This window comes from Streptomyces sp. NPDC050264 (assembly GCF_040655895.1).
Classification (GTDB): domain Bacteria; phylum Actinomycetota; class Actinomycetes; order Streptomycetales; family Streptomycetaceae; genus Streptomyces.
This window is the reverse complement of sequence record NZ_JBFAKV010000001.1, coordinates 368,437-384,501: the sequence shown is the minus strand read 5'-3', so window position 1 is coordinate 384,501 and position 16,065 is coordinate 368,437. Positions and strand designations below refer to the sequence as shown.

Genomic DNA, 16,065 nt, shown 5'->3' with positions numbered 1-16,065 from the left:
AATTGGCAGAGCAGCCGGCTGTTAACCGGCAGGTTACTGGTTCGAGTCCAGTCGGGGGAGCTCGATCTCCTGTAGCTCAATTGGCAGAGCAGCCGGCTGTTAACCGGCAGGTTACTGGTTCGAGTCCAGTCGGGAGAGCTGCGGAACAAGCCCTTCGGAGACCACTCCGGAGGGCTTTTTCGTATCGGGTGGAACCGTGGGCCCACCTGGGGAGTCCTCAAGGTCGTGCAGAGCCGGACCATTCGAGGCAGGAGATCGTATGAGCGGCTATGCTGCGGCAGACGGCGCGCACATTTGTGCGCGGCACGCCGTAACGGGGCGGTAGCTCAGCCGGTTAGAGCAGCGGACTCATAATCCGTCGGCCGTGGGTTCGAGTCCCACCCGCCCCACCGCGAGTCCATGGCGCAGAAACGATGCGACCAGGACGTACGTAACCTGATGGGCCGTCACGCAAACCGTGGCGGCCCTTTTGTCACCCTCAGGGCGGCGAGCCCCCGCCGCAGGAGTCCAGCGGCGACTGCCACGTCACCGTCGTGGCCGCTCCGGCGTCCTCCCGGGCGCCGTCGTCCGCCACCGTCAGACGCACCCCGGGGCGGCCGTCCGGCAGCGGCGTCGCCGCGTCGACCACGACGTCGATACGGGAGACCGCCGCCCGCCGCGACGCCGTGGCCAGCGCGCGGCGCAGGCTCGTCAGGAGGCGGCCCTGGACCGGGTCGCCCAGAGCCGTCTCGACCGCTCCCGTGAAGTGGACCGACGGGGCGAAACCCAGGATCGCGGCGGCGCCCGCCGTCTCCCGCAGGACCTTGCCGCGGAACGTGGTGGGGGCGTCGGCCGGCGGCTGCTGGAGCGCGAAGATCGTGGTGCGGACCTCCTGGATCGTCGACTCCAGCTCGTCCACCGCGAGGGCGAGCGTGGCGCGGACGTCCTCCACCTGGGCCCGGCGCCGGGTCGATTCGAGCATCATGCCCGTGGCGAACAGCCGCTGGACCACCAGATCGTGCAGGTCGCGGGCGATCCGGTCGCGGTCCTCGAAGACGGCGAGGCGTTCGCGGCCCGCCTGGGCCTCGGCCAGGACCAGGGCGAGCGCCGCCTGCGTGGCGAACTGGGTGGCCAGCAGGTGGTCGACGGACGTGTAGGGGCGGGAGCCGGGGCCGCGGGGCAGGGCCAGGGTGCCGATGAGTTTGCCGCCGGCCTGGAGCGGAAGCATCATGCTCGGGCCGAAGCGGGACCGCACCTCGGTCGTCATCCGCGGGTCCGTCGCCGAATCGTCGATGAACACCGGCTCCCCGGTGAGGAGTTGGGCGAGCACCGGGCTGCCGGGCACGATCGTCGCGCCGATCAGGGTGTACGGATCGTCCGTCGTGGACGCCGCCACGATCTCCATGCCGCCCGCCTCCGTGGGCTGGAGCACGACCCCGGCGGCCGCGCCCGCGAGCAGCCTGGCCCGCTCGGCGACCGTCGTCAGGGCGTCGGCCGTGCGGCCCGTGAGCAGCGCCGTGGTCACCGCGGCGGCGCCCTCGATCCAGCGCTCGCGCTGCTTGGCGGTCTCGTACAGGCGGGCGTTGCCGATCGCGATGCCGGCCTGGGTGGCGAGGACGCGCACCAGATGCAGATCGTCTTCGGTGAAGCCGCCGGGGCCCTGGTGGGGCGGCTTCCCGGTCAGGCGCAGGCGGCCGAAGACCGTCTGCTGTACGCGGATGGGGACGGCGAGGACGTCCGCCTCGTGGACGACCGTGCCCGGGTCCTCGTCCGGCGGCAGATCGGGCGGCGTGTCCCCGGTGCCGACGGCCTCGACCAGGCCGCCGTGGCCCGGGTCGAGGACGCCCAGGACGCCGTGCCGGGCGCCGGTCAGGGCGGCCGCGCTGTCCACCAGGTGCTGCAGCGTCGGGCGGAGTTCGAGCTCCGAGCCGACGTTCAGCACGGCCTCCAGGAGGACGGACAGGCCTGCCGGGGCGTCCGGTTCACGTGCTGCCGCGGTCATCGTGTGCCGCCCCCGTACTCGTACGTCTGTGCCCGGTCAGCCGGCCAGCGGGTTCAGGACCAGCGGCTGGATCTTGCCCTCCATCATCGCGCCGAGGCCCTGCACCGCGCACACGTCGGGGCGTTCGGCGATCCGCACCGGCATGCCCGTCCCGTCGCGCAGCAACTGGTCGAGGCCGGGCAGCAGGGCCGAGCCGCCGACCATCGTGATGCCGCGGTCCGCGAGGTCGGCGACCAGGTCCGGCGGGCACTCGCGCAGCACCCGTCCGATGCCGTCGAGTACGGCGGTCAGCGGGGTGTGGATCGCGAGCCGGACCGCCGCCGTGTCGACCTGCACCGAACGGGCCAGGCCCGTCGCCACGTCACGGCCGTGGATCTCGGTCTGCACGGGGCCGTACTCCGTGATGCCGTTGCCGCGCAGGGCGAGCTGCAGGGGGCGTACGGACTGCGAGGGGAGCATCAGTTCGTGCTGCTGGCGCAGGTGCTGGACGACCGCCTGGTCGATGGCCTCGCCGCCGACCGGCACCCGGTCGGCCGTCACGACCGCGCCCAGGGAGAGCACCGCGATATGCGTCGTGGCCGCGCCGCACACGATGATCATCGAGGCTTCGGGCTGCTCGACCGGCAGACCGCAGCCGACGGCGGCGGCGATGAGGGTGTCGACCAGTTCGACGCGGCGCGCGCCGAGGCCGACCAGCGTCTCGACCGTCGCGCGCCGGGCGAGGGGATCCGCGTCGTGCGGAGTGCAGGCCGCCGCGCGCAGCCGGGGCTTGCGGCGCAGGGTGCGGCGGAGCTTCTCGCCGATCAGGTTGCGCAGCATCCGCTGGGCCATCTCGATGTCCACGACGGTGCCGCCCGAGACGGGGCGGACGACGCGGATGTGCTCGGGGGTGCGGCCGGTCATCTTCTCCGCGAACTCACCGACCGCGATCAGGGCGCCGGTGCGGGTGTTGACCGCCGCCGCGCTCGGCTCGTCGACGACGAGTCCGGCACCCTTCACATAGACGCGGGTGCGCGCGGCACCCAGGTCGACGGCGAAGTGGCAGCGGTGCAGCTGCTCCAGACTGACGGTCATGGCAGATCCTCCCGAGAGCGCGGACCGTGAGCGGGCCGCGCTTGCGGCCCTTTTGGCATCGTGAGGGCGGGGCCCGGACCGCGCGCGCTGGGATGGGCCGGGCGGGGCTGGGCCGGACGGGTGGAAAGTTCGATGAACGGGCCCGGTGTCGCCCAGCCGGGTGAACCGCGCCGCGTGTGTCCGCGGCCCCGGCTACCGGACTGCGTCGATCAGCTCCGTCAGGTGCCGTACGACGTGCTGGGCGCCCAGTTCGGTGAGGCGCGCCGCGGCGGCGGGCGTCGGGGCGTACGCGACGAAGGGCAGGCCGATGGCGAAGGCGGCCCGCAATTCGGCGGGCGACGTGCCGATGAGGACGCCGTGCGGGGTGGGGGTGTCGGGCCGGTGCAGGGCGCGGTGCAGGGCGTCGGGCCGTGGCATGAGCAGGGCCGGGTCGCCGGTGCGGCCGTGCACCCCGGCGCGTACCTCCAGGGAACGGCTCCGCAGATACGCCGAGATGACGTGCGGTGAGACGTCGGAGACCACGGCGACGGGGCGGCCGGTGGAGTTCAGGGTGCGCACGAGGAGGTCGGCGTCGTGGGCCGGGCGGGCGGTGCGCAGGGCCCGCAGCTCGATCGCGTCGAGCCGCTCGCTCAAGGGGCGGGCCACCCGGGGCCGGCCCGCGAAGGAGCGCAGGACGTCCAGGGGGTGCAGCTCCAGCTCCAGCGGCCGCTCCAGCGGGCGGCCCGACAACGCGTCGTCCGGGTCGCGGAGTTCGGCCGCCAGGGCGGTGAGCTCGCGGGCGGCGTCGCGGGCGTCACGGGTACCGGCGTAGAGGCGCAGGAGGAGGCCGTCGAAGCCGAGGAGGTAGGACTCGGCGGTGGACAGGGCGCGGGTGAGGTCGTCGCGGCGGTCTGCCTCTGCCGGGGCGCGAGTGCCGGGCGCGGGGCCGTCCGCTGCCGGGCGGGGGTCCGTTTCCGGCAGGTGCCAGCGGACCGCGTAGCCCGGCACCGGCCAGCGGTCCAGGCGGCGGTGCAGTTTGTCCATGTCGAGAGGGGCGGGCAGTCGCGCCGCCTCCGTCTCCAGGCGTTCGGCCAGGGCCGCCGCCAACGGCAGGACAGGGGTGAGAGCCGCCTCCAGCGGGTCGTCGACGCGGACCGAGGCGCGGACGTCGAGGCCGCCGGCGCGCACGGGCATGGTCCGCTCGCCGCGCTCGACCTCGTAGAACTCCCAGGTCAGATCGGTCTCGTCGGGGGGCGTGAGGGTGAGGCTGCGGTCGGGGCGGCGGTAGACGATCACGGTGTGCGCGGTGGCGGGGCGCGGGATCGAGCCGTCGTTCGGCATCGGGTGCGGGCCGCGTACCGGGGGTTCGTCGGCGTCGTCGGGGTCGTCTGTGTCTTCGATGGCCGTCCTCGGCAGGTGCAGGACCCCGTGCCAGTACGCGGCCGGGGTGCCGCTCGGGTGCAGCTCCGTGCGCCGGTCGTCCGGCAGCGTCCAGTAGAGGCCCGGTGAGACCGTCACCCCGGCGTCCGCGTCGGCGGCGTCGAGGTCGGCGCGGAGCGTGTCCGTGTCGGGGCGCTCCGACTCGGCGGTGGGCCAGAACGCGACGACGAGGCGCGGGCTGCCCGGGATCTCCCACAGCCTGGCCTGCAGCCCCGTCAGCGTCGCCGCCAGCAGACGGCGGGCCGCCGGGGCCGTCTTGACCAGGACGTCGAAGCCGTCCGCGACGGGCAGCAGGCCGTGCTCGCGGGCGCCGAGCCCGGCCTCGACGACCAGCTGCGCCACGGCCCTGCCCAGGGCGGCGGCGGCGCCCGACGGCGGGGCGCCGTCGGCGAACCGGAACACGGCGGTGGTGTGCGCCCTGGCCTCCGCGCCTGCCCGGGCCCGCGCCTCCCGCAGCTCGCGGTGCAGCTCCTCCAGGGCGGGCCCGGTCCGGCCGCCCAGCTCCTCGTACTCCTCGTAGGCCTCCAACGCCTCGCCGGTGCGGCCCAGTCGGTGCAGGGCGATCATCTGCAGCCGGCGGAAGTCCTCGCGGGACGGGTGGGCGTGGACCAGGGTGTCGAGGTGCGTCGCCGCGTCCTCGAACTCGCCGAGGTCCAGATCGAGTTCGGCGGCGGTGCGTTGCAGGGTGAGCTGGAGGTGCGTCAGGCGCGTGCGGGCGGTGCGGGCGGCGGGGCCCGGGACGCCGTCCAGGGGGGTGCCGCGGAACAGGGCGAGGGCGGCGCTGATGTGGCCGCGGGCGGCCCGCAGGTCGCCCGCGGTGCGCAGGTCCTCGGCGGCGGTCACATGGGACTGGCAGCGGGCGATGTCGATGGTGTCGGCACTGGTGTGCAGGGCGTAGCCCTCGGGGAGCGTGGCGATGCCGTGGAGATCACGGCGGAGCCGGGCGACGAGCACGGCTGTGCCGGACGGGCCGTGCTCGGGCGTCCGCCCGCCCCGGATCCCCCGGTCGAGGTCGGCGTGGGTGACGACGTTGCCGGGTTTCAGGAGCAGCATGCTCAACAGGGCTTCCTGCTCGGGCGTGCCGATCCCGACGGGCAGTGACGTGCCGCCCGGCGGTGTGCGGGTGACCCGGAGCGGGCCGAGCAGCTCGTACGTGTGGCGGGGCCCCTCGGGCATGGCCGGGGAGCCGAGGGCGAGCCCCGCCAGGGCGGCGGCGCGGAGCGCCGGATCGGGCGCGGCCAGGTCGGTGGGCGGAGCGCCCAACCGGTGCAGCAGATCGGCCAGTCCGCTGAGATCGTCCGCGCGTTCCGCCAGGACCGGGGTGCGCCCCGGGTCGAACTGGCCGAGCTTCACCGAACCGTCCGGCAGCACGGTGACGCGGGTCATCCCGACGGCGCCGTGTGCGACGCCCGCCTCGTGCAGAGCCGTCAGGGCCCGCGCCAGCGACCGGGCGACCGTGTCGAGCAGGTTCCCCGGCAGGCGGTAGGCGTTGGGCGCCGCCAGGGTGTTCAGCGGCACGCCGTCCAGGTGCTCCAGGACCGTGTACGGCCCGTCGTCCGTGAAGCCGAAGTCGAGCACCCGCGCCACGTCGGGATGGGAGAGCCGGGCCAGGGCGCGGGCGGCCCGCAGGAACTCGCCGTGGTCGCGCGGCCTGTGCAGCTTCACCGCCACCGGCCGGTCCAGGTCGAGGTCGCGGGCCTGCCACATCGAGCTGTTCGGCCGCAGCTGCCGGAGCAGCCGATAGCGACCTCCCAGGGCCCGCCGTCCGCTGGACAGCCGCCGCACGCTCTCCTCGCTGACCGTCGCGAACGCCTCCCCCTCGACCCCTCGCGTCCGCGCCCGGAACTCCCCGGGCCCCGCGCCCGCCCGCTCGTCGATCAACCCGCCCACCCGGGCCAAGAACGCCGTGGTGCGGCCGCGGGCCGAGCGGGGGAGTGAGCGGAGCAGGAGGTCGCGGACGCCGGTGCGGAAGGCGTACGAGCCCGGCGGTCCCGGGACCGTCGCCAGCAGGCCGCTGAGGATGACCTCGGCGAGGTGCTGGGGGCGCGGATCGGGTTCCAGGGCCGCGTGGACCAGGCGCATCACCGGCAGGTGCGGGGTGCCGACGGCCAGGTGTCCGGCGAGGCGGAAGGCCTCGGGGGACGCCGTGGCGCGGAAGGCGCGGACCAGGTCCTCGGGGCCGCGGGCCGGGGCGGGCGCGGCCGGTGCTGCCGGTGGCCCGGACGTCAACCAGGCGGCCGCGCCCGGGACATGGGCCCCGCCCGGCGCGCCGGTCAGCCGGGACCAGTGCGCCAGCCAGCGCGGCGCCGCCTCCAGGACCGGGAGCGCGAGGGACCCGGGCGGTCGGTCGTCCGCGTCCTCGGCGGCGTAGGGCGTGAAGCGCAGGGCGGGCAGCGGGGACGCCGGGTACGGGGAGGCGAAGCGGCCCGGGACCGCGGGCAGGGCCGTGGTGCGCCACAGGTGTTCCGGGAGGGGCTGCAGCACCGCCAGCGGGGCGCGCGCGGCCAGCTTGTGCAGCGTGCGGAACCAGCGCACGGCCGCCGCGCCGGAACCCCGGTGCCACTGCGGGCCCGTGCAGTCGCTGAGCAGCAGGACCGCCGTACGGCCGTCGCGCGGCAGCGTGAGGCGCGGGACGCGGCCGTCGGGGGTGGCGCGGTGCACGCTCACCGTGCGGAAGATGCCCGACTGGACGAGGGCCGCGTGCAGTTCGCGCAGGAGCGGGCGCCAGATCGGCATCGTGGGGCCCGTGTCGTGGACCAGGGCGAGGCGCAGCCAGCGCTCGGACGCCGGGCGCAGCACCGGCAGCCAGGTGTCCGGGCCCGCGTCGAGGCGGGCGATGCGGTCCACGGTGGCGGCCTCGTCCAGGACCGGCCGCCCCGCCGCGGAGGGGACGTACCGCTTGAGGGGGCGCAGCGCGCGCTGCAGGGCCAGGGGGTGGCGCAGCATCGGTGGCGCCGGGGCGAGGAGGGAGGCCGGGGTCGGGGCCGGGTCCAAGTAGAGGGGAACGCGGGCGGGTTCGGGGCGCGGGGGTTCGGGCGCCGGGGGCGGGGCTTGGGGTGGGTGCGTCGGGTGCGGAGAGGGTGGTACGCCGTCGGGGGCGGCCGGTGCGGACAACGGCGGGGGCGCGGGGGGCGGCTCGGGTCGCGGGCCCGGCTCGGGTTGCGGCTCCGGCGGGGCGGCGTCGGCGCCGGGCAACTGCTGGGCCAGCCACAGCAGTTCGGCCAGCTCGACCGGTGTCGGCTGCGTGCCGTCCGCCGCCGCTCCGAGCGCCGCAGCGAGCCGGCCGAGTTCAGCGCGCATCGGTGGGGCCGGGCGCGTCGTCCAGATGCGGGATGAGCCGTCGGGCCAGCTCCTCGCGGGTGGCGGCGTCCAGGCCTGCCGCGCCCGTGAGGTAGATCGCGTTGAGGAGCTGGTCGGTGGCGAGCTCGCCGGTGTTCGCGCGGGACAGGAACCGGCTGATCAACCGCCGTGCGTGGTCGTCCGGTTCGCCCAGGTGGGCGCGGACGATCTCGGCCAGCTGCGTCTCGTCGGGCCGGTGCAGCCGCAGCGTGACGCAGCGGCGCAGGAACGCGGGCGGGAACTCGCGCTCGCCGTTGCTGGTCAGCACCACGAACGGGAACGCCCGGCAGCGCACCCGGCCGCGTACGACGGGCACCTGCTGGTCCGTGCCGTCGGCCCGCACCTGGGCCGAGCCGCCCGCGCGGACCAGTTCGGGGATCTCGTACTGGCCCTCCTCCAGGGCGTTGAGCAGGTCGTTGGGCAGGTCGAGGTCGCTCTTGTCGATCTCGTCCACGAGCAGTGCGCGCGGCCGGCCGTAGGGGAGCAGCGCCGTGCCGAGCGGGCCGAGGCGCAGATGGTCCGCCACGCTTCCCGGGGCCGCCTCGCGGGCCGCGTACAGGCGGGACAGCGGGTCGTACTGGTAGAGGCCGTCGGCGAGCGTGGAGCGGCTGGTGATGTTCCAGCGCAGCACCGGGCCGAGGCGCAGCTCGCGGGCGACGGCGTAGGCGAGGGACGACTTGCCGGTGCCGGGCGGTCCTGTGACGAGCAGCGGGCGGCGCAAGTACAGGGCGGCGTTGACGAGTTGCACGCTCTCGGGGGTGGCGCGGTAGGTGTGCGCGCGGTGCACCCGGTCCGGTGAGACGGCCGCGGCGTCGTCCGACTCGGCGGGCGTGGGCAGCTGCGGGCCGCCGTCGAAGGCCCGCCACGGAGGGGGCGCGGGCAGCCGGTCGACGCCGTCGTGCGGCGTGCTCGTTCCGGTGTACACGGGCCACTCGGGCATGTTCTCCGCTTTCCTCGTCGTGGGGCGCCAGGTGGCGGGGGCGTCAGGCTACGGGCGGCCCGCCGGGGGCCGGGGTGTCGCGCGGGTCGGGGAAGCACTGCGGGGCGTCCCACAGCAGCTGGACGTCGCGGGCCCAGTGGTCCTCGCGGCCGTCCGCCGACTCCCGCAACTCCATGATTCTGTACGGGAGTTCGGTCAGGGTCGCATCGGACACGTACGGGCCGAGGCGGTCCAGGAAGGTGCCGCCCGCGCACGGCGCGCCCGGCTCGTGTCCGGAGGCGCAGCCGGTGCGCGGCCACAGCAGGGCCGGGACCGGTTTGGCGAGGGCCGCCTTGAAGTGATCGTCGGAGCCGGGACCCGTACCCGTACCCGGAGCGGTTCCGGTTTCGGAGCCGGGCGGCCGGGCGAATCCCACCACGTCGGCCTCCCCCAACTCCCGCTGGCGCACCGGTCCCGCGCCCTCGCAGGCGACGCGGTGCACGGCGCGCAGCGGCAGGTCCGTGCCCTCCTGCCAGCGTTTGGCGAGGCGGCGGCGCTGGCCGACCTGGCGGCGGGTGGGGTGCGTGACGACGACGGGGTAGGCGCAGCCCAGTGGCGTCGGGTCGTCGGGGCCCGCGGGCCACTGGTCCACCGGCCAGTTCAGCCAGTTCGGGGGCAGGGTGAACGCGACCAGGTCGTCGGTGCCCGGCGGCAGCCGGGCCAGCGCGTCGTCGATCACGTCACGGACGTACGCGGCGACCCGCGACTCGGGGACGGTGCGCGCGGCGACCGGGTGGCGGCGGCCCTCGCTGTACGCGGACACCTCGACGAGCGCCTGGTCGTCGCCCGCGCCGCTGCGCCGTACGTCGATCAGGACCGGCGTCCAGGCAGGCTGCCGCCCCGTCGGCGCGGGGGCCGCCATCAGCTCCTCCAGGCGCTCGGCGAACCGGGTCGCGGCGGCGTCCTCGGGGACCTGCGCCAGGAGGTAGACCGCCGCCTCCCAGAGCGACGCGAAGCCGCCCGGCGGCACATCGGGGCCGAACTCGCCCACGGCGTGCCGGAACAGCCGGTCCGGCGGGCAGTCGACGCGCGTGCGGGTCGCCCGCTCGATGAGGGCGTGCAGCCGGGCCGTGTCCGGGCGGGCGGCCGCGTCGGGGGCCGCGATGAGGTCGGCCAGGTCCGGCCAGTGGCGGTCCATGTACCGGGAGATCACTTCGAGCGGCAGCATCCGGCCGGTGAGGACGCCGCGACCGCCGGTCGTCGCGGTGACCATGCCGACGACGCGGTGGGAGCCCGCGAGGGTGACGGCGGCGCCGCTGAAGCCGTGGGCGAGGGGCTGGCCGTGGCCGTCGAGCGCCACCAGCTCCACCCATTCGTCCTTCACCCGCACACTCGACTTCGCGCGGTACTCGGCGATCGTGCCCTCGTCGTAGCCGTCCGGGAACCCGTACGCCACCAGGCGGGGCGGGGGATCGCCGAACGCCGCGTCGGGCGGGGCGAACTGGGCCGGCGCCACGTTCACGTCCCGGTCGAGGGTGAGGACGGCGAGGTCGCCCGGGTCCGTCGGGCCGCCCGCCCAGGGGGTTCGGGTGTGGACGTGCGCCGGGACAGGGCCCTCGCCCGGCAGCTGGGGAAAGGTGACCGTCACCTCCGAGGCGGGGGTGAGGACGTGGGCGCAGGTCAGGACGGTGCGCGGGGTGACGAGGAAACCGGCGCCCGTCCGGCGGCCGCTCTCCACCCGCACCTGCCATTTCGCCCCGCTCATGGGGCCGGCGTCGGCTCGTCCGCGCGGGGCGTCCCCGGGGACCAGGTCAGGCGCACCACGAGGTGGCCCTCCGCCGTGCCCTTCGTGATGACCGCCCCGGCCTCCGCCGACAGCTTCACGCCGAACTCGATCTCGACGCCGTCGGGGGCCAGCGTGCCGTCCCGCAGGATGCGCAGCGCCGACTCGGCCGCCGAGCGGACCGGGCCGAGCGCCGATTCGAACGTGCGCGTCGCCCGGAGGGCGCCACCGCCCCGTGCCACCAGCCGGGCCCCCGGCGCCTCGTCGTCCCCCACCGCTTCGAACAGGACCGCTGTCCCGTCGCCGACCTCGAACTCCACCAAGCCGTCCGTGCTCATGCCACTGCCCCCGTACGTTCTTCGTGCCTGGGGCCATTGTGACGGGCGGTGGCGGGAACGCGCCAGGGCAGCTTCCCGCCAGCACCAGTCAACTTCCCCGCAACAAAAGGAGCTTGAGACTCTTCACAGCACTCGGGTGACCCCGGACCCGAGGCCTACGGAGAGAGGCAACGATGACCAGAGGACCTGCCGCGAGACGCGGCGCGGCCCTGCTGTCGGCCGGCATCACGTTCGCGCTGCTGCCCGCCGGCGGCGCCCAGGCCGCGCCCGCGGCCGCACCGAACGCGACGAAGGCCGCGGCCGCCGCGCACACCGTGACCCTGGTGACCGGCGACAAGGTGACCGTGACGGAGCTCGGCGGTGACAAGAGGACCGTCACCGTGGAGCGGGCGAAGGGCGCGACCGGCGCCGTCCGCACGCAGGTGGCACACGGCGACGTCAGCGTCGTCCCCGACGAGGCCAGGCCCTACCTGGCCGCGGGCACCCTCGACGCCCGTCTGTTCAACGTCAGCGAGCTGATACGGCAGGGCCTCGCGGACGGCAAGGCCGACGCGACGCCCCTCATCGTCACCTACGGGAGCAAGGCGGCCCGCAGCGCCCGCGCCGTCCCGAAGGGCGCCGAGCGGACCCGCACGCTCGCCAGCATCGGCGGCGCGGCTCTCGACGCCGCCAAGGGGCGGACCTTCTGGAACGCCGCCACGACCGGCGGCGGTTTCGCCGACGGGGTCGGCAAGGTGTGGCTCGACGGCCGGGTCAGCGCCGAGATGGCGCAGAGCAACGAGCAGATCGGCACCCCGAAGGCCTGGGAGGCGGGGCTCACCGGCAAGGGCGTGAAGGTCGCCGTCCTCGACACCGGGTACGACGCCTCCCACCCCGATCTCGCCTCGCGGGTCACCGAGTCCAAGTCGTTCATCGAGGGCGAGGAGGTCGCCGACCGCAACGGCCACGGCACCCACGTGACCTCGACCGTCGGCGGCTCGGGCGCCGCCTCCGACGGCAAGGAGAAGGGCGTCGCCCCGGACGCGACCCTCGCCGTCGGCAAGGTGCTCAGCAACGAGGGCTCCGGCACCGAGTCGCAGATCATCGCCGGCATGGAGTGGGCCGCCAAGGACATCAGGGCCAAGGTCATCTCCATGAGCCTCGGCTCGCAGGAGGCCAGCGACGGCACCGACCCGATGGCCGCCGCCGTCAACTCCCTCACCGAGGAGACCGGCACCCTGTTCGTGATCGCCGCGGGGAACACCGGCGCGCCCACCTCCATCGGCTCGCCCGGCGCCGCCGACTCCGCGCTGACCGTCGGCGCCGTCGACTCCGCCGACCAGGCCGCCTACTTCACCAGCCAGGGCCCGCGCCTCGGCGACAACGCCCTCAAGCCGGACGTCTCCGCCCCGGGCGTGAACATCCTGGCCGCGCGCTCCTCGCTGGTCGAGGGCGAAGGCTCGTACGCCGAGATGAGCGGTACGTCGATGGCGACGCCGCACGTCGCCGGTGTCGCCGCGCTGCTCGCCCAGGAACACCCGGAGTGGACGGGCCCGCAGCTCAAGGACGCCCTGATGTCCAGCAGCAAGGAACTGGACGCCTCCGCCTACGAGTTGGGTGCCGGGCGGGTGAGCGTGCCCGACGCGATCGACGCGCAGGTCACCGCCACGGGCAGCGCCGACCTCGGCTACTACAAGTGGCCCTACGAGGAGAACAAGCCGGTGACGAAGACCGTCACCTACACCAACTCGACTGATGAGGCTGTGCAGTTGAGCCTCGCCGTGCAGGGCGCGTCGGACGGTGTCGCCATGCTCGCCGACAGCACGCTGAGCGTCCCGGCGCACGGCACCGCCTCCACCACTGTCACCGGTGACGGCACCAAGGCCCCCGTCGGCAACACCAGCGGGCAGATCGTCGCGAGCGCGGGCGGAAAGGCCGTCGCGCACACGGCGTTCGGGCTCGTGAAGGAGGAGGAGCGGTACACGCTGACCGTCCACGTGAAGGACCGGTCCGGCGCGCCGACCGCCGCCTACCTCGGCGTGCAGCAGCTCATCGGCAACACCGACCCGTTCCCCGCCACCGTCGGCGAGTCCGGCACGCTGCGGCTGCGCCTCGAGCCGGGCTCGTACTACCTGGAGTCCTACCTCGACGTGCGCGGCAGCCACGGCAAGGACTCGCTGGGCATCGGCTACCTCGCCGACCCCGAGGTGAAGCTCGACCGTGACCGTGAGATCACCCTCGACGGAAGGCAGTTGAAGGAGATCACCGCCGACGTCGGTCGCACCACACAGACCAGGCAGCTCGTCATGGAGGCCGACCGCACGGCGGGCGGCGCCGACTACATGAGCGCGGTGCAGCTGCCCGTCAAGTACGACAGCGTCTTCGCGGCCCCCACCCACAAGGTGACCGACGGCAGCTTCGAGTACCGCACCGTCTGGCGCCTGGGCAAGCCGACGCTGCAGGTCGACGGTCTGCGGGAAGCCACCGTGCAGGCGGGCGGCACGCTGATCGAGGGCCGCGGCAAGCTCGGTGTCGTCGACGCCGGGAACGGCGCGCCCGCCGACTACAAGGGCAAGAACGTGCGCGGCAAGGCCGTCCTGGTGCGCCGCTCCGACGCGCTCACCCCGGACCGGCTCGCCCAGGCCGCCCAGGACGCGGGCGCCACGGCGCTGTTCGTGACGGACGACGAGGCCGGACGGCTGAGCGCCTGGTTCGGGTCCGAGGACGGCAGCGACCGGCCGCTGCAGATCGCCTCCGTCGACGCGGCGGGCGGCGCCAGGCTCGCCGGCCTCGCCAAGGAGGGGCGGAAGCTCTCGATGACGGGCACGCGGTACACGCCGTGGGTGTACGACGTCACCGACGAGCACAAGGGGACCGTGCCGAAGGGTTCCCTGACATACAAGCCCGCCAAGCGTGAACTCGCCGTCCTGGACGCCAAGTTCCACGCGGTGAAGCCGCAGGACGGCGGCGAGTTCCGCTACTCGATCACCGACACCTTCCCCATCGGCCTCGGCTTCCTGGAGAAGATCGCCTACCCGGCCGAGCGCACCGACTACGTCTCCACCGGTACCGGCCAGACCTGGCACGAGTCCGTGCAGACCGGCCCGACGGACCTGGAGCAGCGCAGCGGCCTGATCACGTACAAGGGCGGCACGCACAAGGAGCTGGACTGGTTCAGGCCGGTCTGGCACCCGTGGCTGGGCAGCGGGCTCGGCTGGGGGCAGCAGCGCTCCGGCTCCACCCTGCAGTTCAACACGCCCGGCTGGGGCGACTCGGGGCCCGACCACACCGGCTTCGGCGACGCGTGGTCCAGTGACACGAACGGCATGGACCAGTACACGTCCGTCTCCGTGGACGGGGTGCAGGCCGACCGGAAGAAGAGCTCCGGGGTGTACGTGTGGGACGCCGACCCGGCCGAGCACACGTACAAGGTCGAAACGGACACCACGCTCGACCCGGCGCGCTGGGAACTGTCGACCAAGGGCCACGCCGAGTGGACGGTCAGGTCGGCGGAGACCCCGGACGACAGGTGGACGTACCTGCCGATGATCAACCTCGGCTTCGACGTCGACACCGACCTCGCGGGCGACGTCCGGGGCGGCTCGCGCGTCCCGGTCGGGATCCACGGCCAGTACGTGAAGGACGCGTCCGGCACCGGCACCATCAGCGGAGGAAAGCTGGAGGTGTCGTACGACGACGGCAAGACCTGGAAGGCCGTGGGCCTCGGCGGGCACGGCGCGTCCTGGACGGGCAGCCTGAGCGTGCCGCGCGGCGCCCAGTACATCTCGCTGCGCGCGTCGGCCAAGGACGACAAGGGCGGTGCCGTCTCCCAGGAGATCATCCGGGCGGTGGGCGTCAAGTAGGCAAGCGCCTGTCCGAAGAGGTGGGTGGAAGGCCGGGCCCGGTGCGGAGCGACTTCGCGCCGGGCTCCGGCATGTCAGCCGGCATGTCAAGGGGTGATACGCGGGGGTCCGGTATGCGGACCGTGGTTGTGGCGGCGGCGGGGCCCGGAGAGGATGCGGACATGGCCCTCGTACTCGTTTCGCGCCGACACGTGGATCTGCTGCGTGTCGCGACGATGCTCTGTCGGGCCTCCACGCGTCGCCGTACGGCCGGTTGCTGAAGCACCTCTGCAGGCGCCCCCCCGTCTCGGCATCTCCCGGAATTTCCGGAACCCCCCGCACCCCCGCCGCCGCCGCCGTCGGCTGCCCGGGGTGCCGTCCTGCCCTTGCCACCCCGTCGTAGGCCCGAGGTGCCCATGCCCCAGAACCATCCTTTGCTGCACTGGTTCCTGCCCACCGGAGGGGACCGGGCCGACACCGGCCGTCCGGCCCGGGTCGCGCGCGCCGCCGAACAGGCGGGATTCACCTCACTGTTCGCCCCGGTGGGGCCCGGCCGCGTCGACCCCTGGCACCTGGCATCCGTGCTCGCCGGGCACACCGAGCGCATCGGGTTCCTGGTCGGGGTCCGCGCCGGTTCGGTGAGTCCCACGCTGCTGGCCCAACAGGCCGACGCCTTCCGCCGGTTCACGGGCGGGCGGCTCCGCCTGAACGTCGTGGCGGGTGGCGAGGGCGCCGAACATCCGCGCGAGGGCGACCCGTTGGCGCACGATCAGCGCTACGGCCGCACGGACGAGGTGATGGCCGTCCTGCGGGACCTCCTCGACGGCAGGCGCATCGACTTCCAGGGCCAGCACGTCCAGGTCGAGGGCGCACGGCTGACCGATCCGGCCGTCGAGCACAAGGTGCCGCTGTACCTGGGCGGTGTCTCGGGAGCCGCCGAGAACCTCGCCGCGCGGCGGGCCGACGTCCACCTCCTGTGGAGCGAACCGGAGCAGTCCCCGGCGGACGTCGCCGCCCGCGTCGCCCGGCTGCGCGACCGGAACCCGGCCCTGCGCTTCGCCCTGCGGCTGCCCGCCGTGGACCGCGACCACGACGAGGCCGCCCGCCGCCTGCACGCCTACTGTCGCTCGGGCGTCGACGAGTTCGTGCTCTCGGGGCACCCGGACCCGGACGACGCCCTGCGGGTGGGCGAGGAAGTCGTGCCGCGGCTGCGCGCGCTGCTGGCCGAGGAGGACGCCCGGGAAAACGCGACGGCGCCGCCTCCCCGTGGGACCGGGGAAGGCGGCGCCGCGCTGGTGTCCGAGGCGGTTACACCCGGAGTTACACCAGCCAGCCGACGAAGTGGACGATGCCGGCGAGGATGTCGGTGAGCAGGTTCATGGTGAGTCGTT

At 74.4% G+C, this 16,065-nt stretch carries 8 protein-coding genes and 2 tRNA genes; 4 read left to right on the top strand and 6 right to left on the bottom strand.

What is annotated here, in order from left to right; translation table 11 throughout:
• The first annotated feature begins 65 nt into the window (after positions 1–65).
• A tRNA-Asn gene (locus AB0J02_RS01780) sits at positions 66–138 on the top strand.
• A 177-nt stretch (positions 139–315) separates the two neighbouring features.
• A tRNA-Ile gene (locus tag AB0J02_RS01775) sits at positions 316–389 on the top strand.
• 89 nt (positions 390–478) lie between these two features.
• Here the strand turns inward: AB0J02_RS01775 and AB0J02_RS01770 are convergent.
• From AB0J02_RS01770 to AB0J02_RS01745, 6 genes are all read right to left on the bottom strand, one after another.
• Positions 479–1,981 (bottom strand): GAF domain-containing protein, encoded by a 1,503-nt coding sequence (locus tag AB0J02_RS01770; RefSeq protein WP_363191514.1) that lies wholly within the window; start codon positions 1,979–1,981, stop codon positions 479–481.
• Positions 1,982–2,017: 36 nt separating this feature from the next.
• On the bottom strand, positions 2,018–3,055 hold the full coding sequence (locus tag AB0J02_RS01765) for a rod shape-determining protein (RefSeq protein WP_363191513.1): 1,038 nt from the start codon (positions 3,053–3,055) through the stop codon (positions 2,018–2,020).
• 192 nt (positions 3,056–3,247) lie between these two features.
• Positions 3,248–7,774: an SAV_2336 N-terminal domain-related protein gene (locus AB0J02_RS01760; protein ID WP_363191512.1), complete on the bottom strand. Its 4,527-nt coding sequence runs from the start codon at positions 7,772–7,774 to the stop codon at positions 3,248–3,250.
• Positions 7,764–8,753 carry a MoxR family ATPase gene (locus AB0J02_RS01755; protein ID WP_363191511.1) on the bottom strand — a complete coding sequence of 330 codons (990 nt, stop codon included), beginning with the start codon at positions 8,751–8,753 and terminating at the stop codon, positions 7,764–7,766. Before AB0J02_RS01755 ends, AB0J02_RS01760 begins: the two co-directional genes overlap by 11 nt.
• 43 nt (positions 8,754–8,796) lie before the next feature.
• On the bottom strand, positions 8,797–10,497 hold the full coding sequence (locus AB0J02_RS01750; protein WP_363191510.1) for a trypsin-like peptidase domain-containing protein: 1,701 nt from the start codon (positions 10,495–10,497) through the stop codon (positions 8,797–8,799).
• A complete protein-coding gene (locus AB0J02_RS01745) occupies positions 10,494–10,853 on the bottom strand; it encodes a CU044_2847 family protein (protein ID WP_363191509.1) in 360 nt (119 codons plus the stop codon). Before AB0J02_RS01745 ends, AB0J02_RS01750 begins: the two co-directional genes overlap by 4 nt.
• A gap of 173 nt (positions 10,854–11,026) precedes the next feature.
• On the opposite strand from AB0J02_RS01745, the gene AB0J02_RS01740 reads away from it, so the two are divergent.
• Together AB0J02_RS01740 and AB0J02_RS01735 are read left to right on the top strand one after the other, a co-directional pair.
• A complete protein-coding gene (locus tag AB0J02_RS01740; RefSeq protein WP_363191508.1) occupies positions 11,027–14,695 on the top strand; it encodes a S8 family serine peptidase in 3,669 nt (1,222 codons plus the stop codon).
• A gap of 395 nt (positions 14,696–15,090) precedes the next feature.
• Positions 15,091–16,044 (top strand): LLM class flavin-dependent oxidoreductase, encoded by a 954-nt coding sequence (locus AB0J02_RS01735; RefSeq protein ID WP_363191507.1) that lies wholly within the window; start codon positions 15,091–15,093, stop codon positions 16,042–16,044.
• Positions 16,045–16,065 lie beyond the last annotated feature (21 nt).

Bases quoted from the DNA above. Each gene is read 5' to 3' on its own strand.
- AB0J02_RS01770 (WP_363191514.1), bottom strand. From the start codon at position 1,981: ATGACCGCGGCAGCACGTGAACCGGACGCCCCGGCAGGCCTGTCCGTC.
- AB0J02_RS01735 (WP_363191507.1), top strand. From the start codon at position 15,091: ATGCCCCAGAACCATCCTTTGCTGCACTGGTTCCTGCCCACCGGAGGG.
- AB0J02_RS01745 (WP_363191509.1), bottom strand. From the start codon at position 10,853: ATGAGCACGGACGGCTTGGTGGAGTTCGAGGTCGGCGACGGGACAGCG.
- AB0J02_RS01765 (WP_363191513.1), bottom strand. From the start codon at position 3,055: ATGACCGTCAGTCTGGAGCAGCTGCACCGCTGCCACTTCGCCGTCGAC.
- AB0J02_RS01755 (WP_363191511.1), bottom strand. From the start codon at position 8,753: ATGCCCGAGTGGCCCGTGTACACCGGAACGAGCACGCCGCACGACGGC.
- AB0J02_RS01760 (WP_363191512.1), bottom strand. From the start codon at position 7,774: ATGCGCGCTGAACTCGGCCGGCTCGCTGCGGCGCTCGGAGCGGCGGCG.
- AB0J02_RS01740 (WP_363191508.1), top strand. From the start codon at position 11,027: ATGACCAGAGGACCTGCCGCGAGACGCGGCGCGGCCCTGCTGTCGGCC.
- AB0J02_RS01750 (WP_363191510.1), bottom strand. From the start codon at position 10,497: ATGAGCGGGGCGAAATGGCAGGTGCGGGTGGAGAGCGGCCGCCGGACG.